Annotated in this window: 10 protein-coding genes; all 10 read right to left on the reverse strand. The window is 66.2% G+C overall.

All coding sequences use genetic code 11. The features are described from left to right. Nucleotides 1–18 precede the first annotated feature (18 nt). Nucleotides 19–3,231 carry an efflux RND transporter permease subunit gene (locus tag AC3WQY_RS15325; protein WP_285232254.1) on the reverse strand — a complete coding sequence of 1,071 codons (3,213 nt, stop codon included), beginning with the start codon at nucleotides 3,229–3,231 and terminating at the stop codon, nucleotides 19–21. Nucleotides 3,232–3,234: 3 nt separating this feature from the next. Next, nucleotides 3,235–4,389, reverse strand: a complete 1,155-nt coding sequence (locus AC3WQY_RS15330) for an efflux RND transporter periplasmic adaptor subunit (RefSeq protein ID WP_285232255.1) — start codon at nucleotides 4,387–4,389, stop codon at nucleotides 3,235–3,237. Nucleotides 4,390–4,523: 134 nt separating this feature from the next. Beyond that, nucleotides 4,524–4,952 carry a DUF1178 family protein gene (locus tag AC3WQY_RS15335; protein WP_492709522.1) on the reverse strand — a complete coding sequence of 143 codons (429 nt, stop codon included), beginning with the start codon at nucleotides 4,950–4,952 and terminating at the stop codon, nucleotides 4,524–4,526. A 24-nt stretch (nucleotides 4,953–4,976) separates the two neighbouring features. Beyond that, complete coding sequence (locus tag AC3WQY_RS15340) at nucleotides 4,977–5,573, reverse strand: NUDIX domain-containing protein (RefSeq protein WP_285232257.1); 597 nt, start codon at nucleotides 5,571–5,573, stop codon at nucleotides 4,977–4,979. 1 nt (nucleotide 5,574) lies between these two features. Then, the gene (locus AC3WQY_RS15345; protein ID WP_285232258.1) at nucleotides 5,575–5,883 is read right to left on the reverse strand and encodes a DUF2818 family protein; all 309 of its coding nucleotides are present in this window, start codon (nucleotides 5,881–5,883) and stop codon (nucleotides 5,575–5,577) included. A gap of 16 nt (nucleotides 5,884–5,899) precedes the next feature. Continuing rightward, entirely contained in the window at nucleotides 5,900–7,384 is a 1,485-nt protein-coding gene (gene nuoN, locus AC3WQY_RS15350; RefSeq protein ID WP_285232259.1) for an NADH-quinone oxidoreductase subunit NuoN, read from the reverse strand. A gap of 14 nt (nucleotides 7,385–7,398) precedes the next feature. Beyond that, nucleotides 7,399–8,871 carry an NADH-quinone oxidoreductase subunit M gene (locus tag AC3WQY_RS15355; RefSeq protein WP_285232260.1) on the reverse strand — a complete coding sequence of 491 codons (1,473 nt, stop codon included), beginning with the start codon at nucleotides 8,869–8,871 and terminating at the stop codon, nucleotides 7,399–7,401. Nucleotides 8,872–8,889: 18 nt separating this feature from the next. Next, nucleotides 8,890–10,935 (reverse strand): NADH-quinone oxidoreductase subunit L, encoded by a 2,046-nt coding sequence (nuoL, locus tag AC3WQY_RS15360; RefSeq protein ID WP_492709523.1) that lies wholly within the window; start codon nucleotides 10,933–10,935, stop codon nucleotides 8,890–8,892. 7 nt (nucleotides 10,936–10,942) lie between these two features. Next, nucleotides 10,943–11,266, reverse strand: a complete 324-nt coding sequence (gene nuoK / locus AC3WQY_RS15365) for an NADH-quinone oxidoreductase subunit NuoK (RefSeq protein ID WP_285232262.1) — start codon at nucleotides 11,264–11,266, stop codon at nucleotides 10,943–10,945. After that, nucleotides 11,266–11,907: an NADH-quinone oxidoreductase subunit J gene (locus AC3WQY_RS15370; protein WP_285232263.1), complete on the reverse strand. Its 642-nt coding sequence runs from the start codon at nucleotides 11,905–11,907 to the stop codon at nucleotides 11,266–11,268. The genes nuoK and AC3WQY_RS15370 overlap by 1 nt, the downstream gene beginning before the upstream one ends. Nucleotides 11,908–11,949 lie beyond the last annotated feature (42 nt).

Here is an 11,949-nt window from a genome sequence, read left to right on the forward strand (position 1 = left end):
GGGCCTTTGTGCGCGGGCTCAGTCGGCGCCGGCCGGCTGTACGCCGCGGCGGCCGCGCACCAGCCCGCCAAGCTTGAGCAGCATGCGGAACACGAAGCGCAGCAGGGTCAGCGCCAGGATCGCCTCGACCAAGGTCATCACGAAGGCGACCAGGGTGTTCCAGCGCGCATCGCGGCGCCGGAACTTGGCGAACATGCGGTCCTTGGCGATCTCGATGCTGTCGTAGAAGCTCGGCACCACCAGCAGGGTCAGCAGGGTCGAGGTGATGGTGCCGCCGATGATGGCCACCGCCATCGGGCGGTAGAACTCGCCGCCGTCGCCCACGCCGATGGCCACCGGCAGCATGCCGGCGATCAGCGCGAACGTGGTCATCAGAATCGGCCGCAGGCGCTTGCGGCCCGCATGCATCAGGGCCTCCTCGCGGTCCATGCCCTCGGCCTCTTCCTGGCGCGCCGCATCCAGCAGCAGGATGGCGTTCTTGGCCACCAGGCCCATCAGCATGATGATGCCGATGAAGCTCATCAGGTTGAGCGTGCCCTTGGTGAGCAGCAGCGCCACCACCACGCCGATCAGCGACAGCGGCAGCGACAGCATCACCCCCAGCGGCGCGGTGAACGAGCCCATCTGCATCACCAGGATCAGGTACATCAGGCCGACGCCGCTGATCAGCGCAATGAACATGGCGCCGAAGACCTCGTTCTGGGTCTCCGAATCGCCGCCCAGCTCCAGGCCGAAGCCGGGCGGGAAGTCGATCGCCTTGGCGATCTTCAGCGCATCGGCGGTGACCTCGCCGGGCGAGCGCTCATGCGCATTGGCCGACACCGTGATGGTGCGCTTGCCATTGGCATGCTCGATCTGCGAGGGGCCGCGGCCCATGCGGATGCTGGCGATCTGCTCCAGCGGCACCATGCGGTTGGTGCCCGCCACCGACACCGGCAGGCGCTCGATATTGCTGAGGTCCACGCGGTCGTCGGGGTGCAGGCGCACCGCCACGTCGCGGGTCTCGCCCGTCGGGTCGACCCAGTCGCCCACCTCCACGCCGGCAAAGGCCACGCGCAGGGCCTGGGCCGCATCGCCCACCGAGATGCCCAGCGAATTCGCCAGCCCGCGGTTCAGCTCGATCTGCAGCTCGTTCTGCGGATCCTGCTCGGACAGGCCCACGTCCACCGCGCCCTTGACCTCGCGCAGCTTGGCGATGAAGTCGTTGCTGATGTCCAGCAGCTTGCGCGCATCGGTGCCGTTGAACTGGATCTGCACCGGCTTCTGGCCGCCGTTGTTGAGGTTGTCCTGCACCGTGTACTCGGCGCCCACCAGGCGCGAGACCTTGCTGCGCAGATCCGCGGCAATCTCCTCGGCCGAGCGCTGGCGCTGCTTGGCCTTGCCCAGGTCCACATAGATGGTGCCGCCGCCGACACGCACGCGGCTGTTGGTGGCCACCGTCTCGGGCAGGCCGCGCGCCAGCGTGGCGGCCGCCTCCAGCTTGAGCTTGGCGTATTCCAGATTGGTACTGGCGGGCGTGCGCACGTTCACCACCACCATGCCGGCGTCCGAGGTCGGCAGGAAGCTGGTACCGAGGAACTTGCCAGCCAACACCACCGCGGCGACCAGGCTGCCGACCGCAAACACGGCCATCCAGCGGCGGTGATGCAGGGCCCAGGCGATCACGCGGCCATAGCGGTCGGACTGGTGGTCGAACCAGTTGTTGAAGCGCTGCAGCTGACGGCTGATGCCGGTCTTGGGCTTGTGGTGCTCGCCCGGTGGGTCGCCCCAGAAGGCCGACAGCATCGGGTCCAGCGTGAAGGAGATCAGCAGGCTCACCAGCACCGAGGCCACCACGGTCAGGCCGAAGGGGCGGAACCATTCGCCCGACACGCCCGGCATGAAGGCCACGGGAATGAACACCGCGACGATGGAGAAGGTGGTGGCGGCGACGGCCAGGCCGATCTCGGCCGTGCCGTTGAGCGCCGCGGTGCGGCGATCGGCGCCGCGCTCCATATGGCGCACGATGTTCTCGCGCACCACGATGGCATCGTCGATCAGCACGCCGATGGCCAGCGAGAGGCCCAGCAGGCTCATGAAGTTGAGCGTGAAGCCGCACAGCCAGACGGCGATGAAGGCGGCGATCACCGAGGTCGGCAGGCTCAGCGCCGTGATCATGGTGGAGCGCCAGGAGTTCAGGAACACATAGACCACCGCAATCGTCAGCCCGGCGCCGAACACCAGGGCGTGGATGACGTTGTCGAGGTTCTCCTGCGATTCCTTGCCCTCGTCGCGCGTCACCTCCAGGGTCGTGCCCTTGGTGAGCGTGGGAGCCAGCTTGGTGACCAGCTTGTTGACCTCGGCCGCCACCGTGACGGTGGAGGCGTCGCGGGTGCGCGTGACCGAGATGCCCACATTGGGCCGGCCATTGCGCACGCTGAAGCTGCCGAGTTCGGCAAAGCCGTCACCGATCTGGGCCAGCTGACCCAGGCGGATCGACTCGCTGCCCATCTGCTTGACCACCACTTGCTGGAAGTCGGCGGGCGATTCAATGCGGCCCTGCAGGCGGATGCTCTGGTCCTCCATCTGGCCGCGCACCTTGCCCACCGGCACCGAGATGTTCTGCGCGCGCAGCGCCGCCACCACCTCGGTGACCGAGACGTTGTACTCGCGCAGCTTCTCGGCGCGCAGCAGCACGCTCAGCTCGCGGCGCAGCGCGCCGTTCACCGCCACCGTGGCCACGCCCGGGATGCTGCGGAACTTGTCGGCCAGCTGGTCCTCGGCCAGGCGGCTGATCTCGGCATGGCTCTGGCTGGTGGACGAGAGCGCCAGCTGCATCACCGGCTGTGCCGAGACGTCGAAGCGCTGCAGCACCGGCTCGCGCATTTCGACCGGCAGCTTGTAGCGCACCGTGGCGATGGCGTTGCGCACATCGTCGGCGGCCTCGATCAGGTTCTTGCTGAAGTTGAAGATCAGCTGGAACTCGGCCGCGCCCTCGCGCGAGGTCGAGTTGACCTTGCGCACGCCCGACAGGCCCTGCAGCGATTTCTCGACGCGGTTCACCACCTCGCGCTCCACCGTGTCCGGCGAGGCGCCCGGGTAGGCGATGCTCAGGAACAGCATCGGCTCCTGCACATCCGGGATCGAGTTGACGCGCAGCTTCTTCAGGGCCATCAAGCCCAGGCACATCACCGAGATGATGATGACGATCGTGGCGATCGGCTTCTTGATGCTGAAGTCTGAAAGAAACATGGTTTACTTTCCGGTCGGGGAGGATTGCGCCGCCACCTTCAGCAGCTCGACGCTCTGGCCATCCTTGAGCGTGCTGCCGGGCTTGGCCAGCACCTGGTCGCCGGCCTTCAGGCCGGTCAGCACCGCGTAGTTGCCGGTGCGCACATCGCGTGCGCCCAGCTGCACTTCCACCTTGTTCAGCTTGCCGCCCTGCAGGCGCCAGGCATAGCTCTTGTCGCCCACGCGCTGCACGGCCGCGTCTTCCAGCAGCAGGGCCTGGCTGGCGCTGGACTCGACATGGCCCTCGGCATAGAGGCCGGCGGCCTTGGGCTTCTCGCCCTCGGCAAAGGCCACCATCACCTCGACCTGACGCGTGGTGGCGTTGGCCGCCACGTCCACGCGCTTGACCTTGCCGTTGAAACCGGCAGCGCCGTAGCCGTTGACGCGGAAATGCACGCCCTGGCCGACCTTCAGTTCGGCCAGGCGATCGGCGGCCACCAGGCCCTCGAAGCGCAGGCTTTGCGGATCGATCACCTTGACCAGCTCCTTGCCGACCTGGGCGGTATCGCCGGCCGAGACCTTGCGCTCGCTCACCACGCCGTCAAAGGGCGCGCGCACCTCGGTGCGCTGCAGCTGCTGGCGCGCGGTGGCGGCGCGGGCCTTGGCCGCCACCAGATCGCTTTGCGCGTTGTTGCGGCGGATCTCGGCGTCCTCGGTGGCCTGGATCGAGCTCATGCCCTGGGCCTGCAGGGTCTTGAGGCGTTGGTACTGGCGCTCGGCCTGCTCGAAGCTCTGGCCGGCGGCGCGCGCCGATTCCTCGGCCGAGGCCAGGCTGTCGCGGATCGCGGTGTCGTCCAGGCGCACCAGCAGGTCGCCGCGTCGCACCGGCTCACCGTTTTCCTTCAGCACCTGCAGCACGATGGCCGAGACCTCGGCGCGCAGATCGGCGCGGCGCTCGGGCTGGATCGAGCCGGTGATCACCGGGCCGCTGGCAAAGCTGCTCAGATCCAGGGCGCGCAGGTCTTCGGCGGCCACCAGCAGCGGCTTGCTGTCGGCGCCGGCCGCCACGGAGGCCGCCTTGGCCTCGCCGGCACCGGCGGGCTTGGCAGCATCGTTGGAGGGTTTGCTGCAAGCCACCAGGGCAAGGGCGATGGCAACAGCGAGCAGGGACTCACGCATGTGGGCTCCGAGAGTTCTAGTGAGAGGCAAAGAGTCGCCCGGGCCGGACGGCCAGGGCGCGGGGGGCAGCTTACGTGCGATCGGGAATATAGCCGCAGGTCATGGTGCGACGGATCCCAAACATGTCAGCAGTGCTACTGCAGGGTGCCCTTGAGCGCGTCGGCCATCGGCAGGGGCAGCACGGCGATGCCCTCCTCCACCAGCTCGCGCGTCTGTTCGGCGGTGGCACGGCCACGGATGCCGCGCTCCTCGGTCTCGCCATAGTGGATGCGGCGCGCCTCTTCGGTGAAACGCTCGCCCACGTCCTCGGTATTGGCCATCAGCTGCCGCACCGCCGCCATCACCCTGGCCTGCTCGTCCTTCATGCTGCTGGCCGGCTTGGGCTCGGCACGCAGATGGGAGACATTCAGCCGCGCCGCGGTGGGCAGGCGCTGCACCTGCTGGCTGCCGCACAGCGGGCAGGCCACCAGCCGGCGCTCCTGCTGCGACTCATAGTCCGCCGCGGAGCCAAACCAGGCTTCAAAGCGATGGCCATGTTCACAGGCGAGGTTCAGGACAAGCATGCTCGAATGATAGGCAGATGCCGTTCAACGCGCTGAGCGCGCCGGCTGCCAGTCCAGCGCCCATTGGCCCGCCTGCCAGCGCGCCAGCCAGAGCATGGCCACCAGGGTCTTGGCGTCGGTCAGCGCGCCGGCCTGGGCCAGCGCGTCCAGCTCCGCCGGGCTGTGCGTCACCAGGTCGAGGAACTCGCCCTCGTCGAGCTGGCGCGCGCCCGCGCTGAGGCCGCGCGCGAAGAAGATCTGGATGCCTTCGTCCGAATAGGCGATGGCGTTGTGCAGCACGCCGGCATGGGCCCATTCGCGCGCCTGGTAGCCGGTCTCCTCGCGCAGCTCGCGCTGGGCGCAGGCCAGCGCGCCCTCGCCCGCATCCAGCTTGCCGGCCGGAAACTCCAGCATCACGCGGCCCATCGGGTAGCGGTACTGGCGCTCCAGCAGCAGGCGGCCGTCGTCCAGCAGGGGCACGATCATCACCGCGCCGGGATGGCGGATGTATTCGCGCGCGGCCTCCCTGCCGTCGGGCAGGCGGATGCGGTCGCGCCGCACGCGGAGGAAGTGGCCCTCGTAGACCGGCTGTGAGTCGAGGCACTGCTCGCGCAGATGCCCATCGTCGTCCTCGGCCTGCATCTCAGTCCTGGTGCCGGCCGCGGCGCAGATAGCGCCACACAAAGCCCGGGAAGCCCAGGGTGATGAATAGGCACAGACCGGCGGCATAGAACTCCCAGCCCTGCGGCTGGCGCTGGCCCATGCGGGCCTCCAGCGCGAAGCCCAGGCCCAGGGTCAGGCAGGCCATCAGCAGCAGTTCCAGCAGGCGCCAGCCCACCGCCTTGGGTTGGCGCCTGGGGCCCAGCAGCAGGATGCGCGAACTGAAATACGGCAGGTTGGCCGAGACCAGCGCCACCAGCAGCACCAGCCAGACGGCCGCGGTCTGATTCATCGAACGGACCTGGGGATCAGCTCGCCAGCGTGCGCACGATGGCCTGGGCGCACATATTCATCAGGCCACCGGGCAGCAGGCCGAACACCAGCACCGCGGCGCCGTTCAGCGACATCACCAGGCGCACGTCGGTGGGCGCGGTGAGCGCCGAGCGATCGCTGGGTTCGTCGAAGAACATCACCTTGATGACGCGCAGGTAGTAGAAGGCGCCGACCAGGGACACCAGCACCGCCGCCACCGCCAGCCACAGATAGAGCTGCACATTGGTGGACACCAGGGCCTGCAGCACCGACAGCTTGGCGTAGAAGCCGGCCGTGGGCGGAATGCCCGCGAGCGAGAACATGAAGATGGTCATCACCAGCGCATACCAGGGGCTGCGCTTGGCCAGGCCGGCCAGATCACTGATCTGCTCGGACTCATGGCCCTGGCGCGACAGCAGCATGATCATGCCGAAGCTGCCCAGCGTCGTCAGCACATAGGTCACGGCGTAGAACATCGCCGAGCTGTAGGCATTGGCGGCCGAGAGCGTGTTGTTGTTGACCACGCCCGAGGCCAGGCCCAGCAGCATGAAGCCCATCTGCGCGATGGTGGAATAGGCCAGCATGCGCTTGAGGTTGGTCTGCGCGATGGCGGCCAGATTGCCCACCAGCAGCGACATCACCGCCAGCACGATCAGCATCTGCTGCCAGTCCACCGCCAGGCCCAGCATGCCCTCCACCAGCAGGCGGATGGTGATGGCAAAGGCGGCCAGCTTGGGCGCACCGCCCAGCAGTAGCGTGGCGGCCGTGGGCGCGCCCTGGTAGACGTCGGGCACCCACATGTGGAAGGGTGCGGCGCCGAGCTTGAAGCCCAGGCCGGCGACCACGAAGACCACGCCGAAGATCAGCACGGACTTGTTGGGGGCGCCGGTGCTGATGACCTCGAACACGCGCGGGATCGACAGCGAACCGGTGGCGCCGTACATCATCGACAGGCCGTAAAGCAGGAAGCCGCTGGCGAGCGCGCCCAGCACGAAGTACTTCATCGCGGCCTCGGTCGACACCGCATGGTCACGGCGCAGCGCCACCAGGGTGTAGAGCGAGAGGCTCATCAGTTCCAGGCCGAGGTAGATGACCAGGAAGTTGTTGGCCGACACCATGATGCAGATGCCCAGATAGGTCAGCAGGCTGAGCGTGAACAGCTCGCCCTTGAGCATCTCGCGCGACTCGGCGTAGGGGCGCGCATAGACCAGGGTGACGATGGTGGCGACGGCCGCGAAGGCCGCCAGCAGATGGCCCATGGGGTCGGACACCACCATGCCCTGCATCGCATAGACGGTGCCGCCAGCGTTGAAGTAGCTGAAGTGCATGCCGGCCAGCACCGCCAGCGTCAGCTGGGTCAGCCAGTAGGTCGGCGTGCGGCGCGGGTCGGTGACGAACAGGTCCACCAGCGCCACCAGGCAGGACATGCCCAGCAGGACGATTTCGGGGTAAACCGCGAGCCAATTCATTTGGGTGTTCATTTGCTTATCGGCCCTCAGAGCTTCGAGATGGCCACATGCTTGAGCAGCTCGGTGACCGAGACATGCATCACATCGGTGAAGGGCTTGGGATACACACCCATCCACAGCACCGCCGCAGCCAGCAGCGCCATCATCAGGAACTCGCGGCCGTTGATGTCCTTGAGTTCACGCACATGGTCGTTGCCAATGGCGCCGAAATAGACGCGCTTGTACATCCACAAGGTGTAGGCGGCGCCGAACACCAGGGCGGTGGCGGCGATCGCGCCGAGCCAGAAGTCGGCCTTCACCGTGCCCAGGATCACCATCCACTCGCCGACGAAGCCGCCGGTGGCCGGCAGGCCGCAGTTGGCCATGGCAAAGAACAGCGCGAAGGCAGCGAACTTGGGCATGGTGTTGACCACGCCGCCGTAGTCGGCGATCTCACGCGAATGCACGCGGTCGTAGAGCACGCCGATGGAGAGGAACATCGCGCCGGAGACAAAGCCGTGCGAGATCATCTGCACGATGCCGCCGGACACGCCCAGCTCGTTGAAGATGAAGAAGCCCAGGGTCACGAAACCCATGTGGGCGATGGACGAGTAGGCCACCAGCTTCTTCATGTCCTTCTGCACCAGCGCCACCAGGCCGATGTAGACCACCGCGATCAGCGAGAGCGCGATGATGAACCAGGCGTATTCGCGCGCCGCGTCGGGGGCGATGGGCAGCGAGAAGCGCAGGAAGCCATAGGCACCCAGCTTCAGCATGATGGCCGCCAGCACCACCGAACCGCCGGTGGGCGCTTCCACGTGGGCGTCCGGCAGCCAGGTGTGCACCGGCCACATCGGCACCTTCACCGAGAAGGCCGCCAGGAAGGCGAAGAACAGCAGGGTCTGCGCGTTCAACGGCAGCGGCAGCTTGTGCCAGCTCAGGATGTCGAAGCTGCCGCCCGACTTGTAGTACAGGTAGAGCAGGGCCACCAGCATCAGGAGCGAGCCGGCCAGCGTGTAAAGGAAGAACTTGAAGGCCGCGTAGACGCGCCGCGGGCCGCCCCAGACGCCGATGATGATGTACATCGGGATCAGCGTGGCCTCGAAGAACACGTAGAACAGCATGCCGTCGAGCGCGCAGAACACGCCGATCATCAGGCCCGAGAGCACCAGGAAGGCGCCCATGTACTGGTTCACGCGCGACTGGATCACCTCCCAGGCCGCCAGCACCACGATCACGGTGATGAAGGCCGTCAGCGGCACGAACCACATCGAGATGCCGTCCACGCCCAGGTGGTAGCGGATGTTGAAGCGATCGATCCAGGGCAGGTTCTCGCCGAACTGGGCAGCGGCCGTGCTGGTGTCGAAGCCGGTGATGAGCGGCAGCGTCACCAGGAAGCTGGTGACGGCGGCCACCAGGGCCAGCCAGCGCACGGTCTTGGCCTGGTCGTCACGCCCCAGGGCCAGCAGCACGAGGCCGCTGACGATGGGCAACCAGATGGAAATACTAAGCAAGGACATTCTTGTTCTCCGCCCGGATCAGAAACCGGCCAAGGCTCTGAATTGGGGCCCGATGTAAGGCCACAGCTGCCAGGTCATCAAGCCGATGACGCCCAGAATCATCACCAGGGCATACCAGTACAGGTGGCCGGTCTGGACGCGCCGCACGAGGCCGGCAATGCCGCCCACCGCCCTGGCCGAGCCATTGATCAGCACACCGTCGATCAGCGCGGCATCGCCGCCCTTCCACAGGCCCACGCCGATGGCGCGCGCCGCGGCGGCGAAGATGTTCTCGTTGATCCAGTCCATGTAGTACTTGTTCTCCAGCACGTTCACGACGGGCTTGAAGACGCGCGCGATGGTGGCCGGGATGCTCGGCGCCACCATGTAGAACACATAGGCCGTCACCACGCCGCCCAGCGCCAGCCAGAACGGCAGCGCCGTCAGGCCATGGGTGGCCATCGCCACCGCGCCGTGGAACTCATGGGCCAGCTCCTCCATCGCGTGGTGGACCTCGTGGTTCACGAAGATCGCATCCTTGAAGAAGTCGCCGAACAGCATCGGCTGGATGGTCAGGTAGCCGATCACCACCGAGGGGATGGCCAGCAGGATCAGCGGTGCCGTCACCACCCAGGGCGACTCGTGCGGCTCGTGGTGGGCGCCGTGGTCGTCGTGGTGGTCATGCTCGCCCGGGAAGGGCTTGTGATGGAAATGTTCCTTGCCGTGGAAGACCAGGAAGTACATGCGGAAGGAATAGAAGGCCGTCACGAACACGCCCACGATCACCGCAAAGTACGCGAACTGCGCACCCGGCAGGTGGCTGGCGTGCACCGCCTCGATGATCGAGTCCTTGGAATAGAAGCCCGAGAACAGCGGCGTGCCGATCAGCGCCAGCGAACCCAGCAGCGAGGTGATCCAGGTGATGGGCATGTACTTGCGCAGGCCGCCCATATTGCGGATGTCCTGGTCGTGGTGCATGCCGATGATGACCGAGCCCGCGCCGAGGAACAGCAGCGCCTTGAAGAAGGCGTGCGTCATCAGGTGGAACACCGCCACCGAGTAGGCCGAGGCGCCCAGCGCCACCGTCATATAGCCCAGCTGCGACAGCGTCGAGTAGGCCACCACGCGCTTGATGTCGTTCTGGATGATGCCCAGGAAGCCCATGAAGAGCGCGGTGATGGCACCGATCACGAGCACGAAGTTCAGCGCCGTGTCGCTGAGCTCGAACAGCGGGCTCATGCGGGCGACCATGAAGATGCCGGCCGTCACCATGGTGGCGGCGTGGATCAGCGCCGAGATCGGGGTCGGGCCTTCCATCGAATCGGGCAGCCAGACATGCAGGGGGAACTGCGCCGACTTGCCCATCGCGCCGATGAACAGGCAGATGCAGGCCACGCTCAGCATCATCCAATCGCTGCCCCACAGCGGCGCCGGGAACTTGATCTGCGCGAGCTCGCCCGCCTTGGCAAAGGTCTCGGCATAGCTCAGCGAGCCGCCATAGGCGACCAGCAGGCCGATGCCCAGGATGAAGCCGAAGTCGCCCACGCGGTTGACCAGGAAGGCCTTCATGTTGGCGAAGATCGCCGTCGGCTTGGTGTACCAGAAGCCGATCAGCAGGTAGGACACCAGGCCCACCGCTTCCCAGCCGAAGAACAGCTGCAGCATGTTGTTGCTCATCACGAGCATCAGCATGGAGAAGGTGAACAGCGAGATGTAGGCGAAGAAGCGCTGGTAGCCGGGGTCTTCCTCCATGTAGCCGATGGTGTAGATATGCACCATCAGCGAGACGAAGGTCACCACGCACATCATCATGGCGGTGAGGCCGTCGACCAGGAAGCCGACTTCCATCTTCAGGCCACCCAGCACCATCCATTCGTAGACGGTCTGGTTGAAGCGCGCGCCGTCGATGGCGACCGACTTCAGCGTCATCGCCGAGATGATGAAGGCGATCAGCACGCCCAGGATGGTGAGCGTGTGGGCGCCGCGGCGGCCGATCTGCTTGCCGAAGAAGCCGGCCGCGATGGCACCGGCCAGGGGCGCCAGCGGCACCGCCAGCAGCAGGTTCTGTGAGAGTTGTGCGGACATGTTCTTATCAGCCCTTCAAGGCGTCCAGTTCTTCCACATTGATGCTGGCGCGATTGCGGAACAACACCACCAGGATCGCGAGGCCGATCGCCGATTCGGCGGCCGCCACGGTCAGGATGAAGAACACGAAGACTTGGCCCGCCATGTCGCCCAGGTAGTGCGAGAAGGCCACGAAGTTCAGATTCACCGCCAGCAGCATCAGCTCGATCGCCATCAGGATGACGATCAGGTTCTTGCGGTTCATGAAGATGCCGATCACCGAGAGCGCAAACAGCAGCGCGCCCAGGGTGAGGAAATGTCCCAGCGTGAGACCGGTAGCTACGGCACCCATCATGCGGCTCCTTCGTTCTTGTCGGCAGCGGGGGCTGCGGGCAGTTCCACCGTGGGCTGCATCTTCAGCACGCGCAGGCGGTCAGCCTTCTGGACCTTGACCTGCTCGGCCGGGTCCTGGTAGCGCGAATCCTTGCGGCGGCGCAGCGTCAGCGCGATGGCGGCGATGATGGCCACCAGCAGCAGCACGGCCGCGATCTCGAGCGGATACAGGTATTGCGTGTAGATCGCAATGCCCAGCATCTTGCTATTGCCCAGCTGGGCCGAGACCGGGTCCAGCGCCGGTGCCTCGCTGAGGCGGAAACCGCTCATCAGCACCGCGGCCATTTCCAGCGCGATGAAGGCGCCCACCAGTCCCGCCAGCGGCAGATGCTTCCAGAAGCCCTGCCGGATGCTGTCGGTGTTGATGTCCAGCATCATCACGACGAACAGGAACAGCACCATCACGGCGCCGATGTAGACCAGCACCAGGGCGATCGCCAGGAACTCGGCCTTCAGCAGCATCCAGATGCAAGAGCCGGTGAAGAAGGCCAGGATCAGGAACAGGGCCGAATGCACGGTGCTCTTGGCCGTGATGACACGGAACGAAGAGGCCAGCAAGATGGCCGAGAAAACGTAGAACAGCGCAGTGGTTGTTTGCATGGGAATCCTGCAAGCGTCAGCTGTGTGAGGGGCCAGGCGCAA

It is taken from the genome of Roseateles sp. FW301-B2 (genome assembly GCF_058788955.1).

Excerpts from the sequence above, each read along its gene's own strand:
- AC3WQY_RS15370 (WP_285232263.1), bottom strand. The coding sequence starts at position 11,907 with ATGCAAACAACCACTGCGCTGTTCTACGTTTTCTCGGCCATCTTGCTG.
- AC3WQY_RS15330 (WP_285232255.1), bottom strand. The coding sequence starts at position 4,389 with ATGCGTGAGTCCCTGCTCGCTGTTGCCATCGCCCTTGCCCTGGTGGCT.
- AC3WQY_RS15345 (WP_285232258.1), bottom strand. The coding sequence starts at position 5,883 with ATGAATCAGACCGCGGCCGTCTGGCTGGTGCTGCTGGTGGCGCTGGTC.
- AC3WQY_RS15335 (WP_492709522.1), bottom strand. The coding sequence starts at position 4,952 with ATGCTTGTCCTGAACCTCGCCTGTGAACATGGCCATCGCTTTGAAGCC.
- nuoK (WP_285232262.1), bottom strand. The coding sequence starts at position 11,266 with ATGGGTGCCGTAGCTACCGGTCTCACGCTGGGACATTTCCTCACCCTG.
- AC3WQY_RS15340 (WP_285232257.1), bottom strand. The coding sequence starts at position 5,573 with ATGCAGGCCGAGGACGACGATGGGCATCTGCGCGAGCAGTGCCTCGAC.
- nuoN (WP_285232259.1), bottom strand. The coding sequence starts at position 7,384 with ATGAACACCCAAATGAATTGGCTCGCGGTTTACCCCGAAATCGTCCTG.
- nuoL (WP_492709523.1), bottom strand. The coding sequence starts at position 10,935 with ATGTCCGCACAACTCTCACAGAACCTGCTGCTGGCGGTGCCGCTGGCG.
- AC3WQY_RS15325 (WP_285232254.1), bottom strand. The coding sequence starts at position 3,231 with ATGTTTCTTTCAGACTTCAGCATCAAGAAGCCGATCGCCACGATCGTC.
- AC3WQY_RS15355 (WP_285232260.1), bottom strand. The coding sequence starts at position 8,871 with ATGTCCTTGCTTAGTATTTCCATCTGGTTGCCCATCGTCAGCGGCCTC.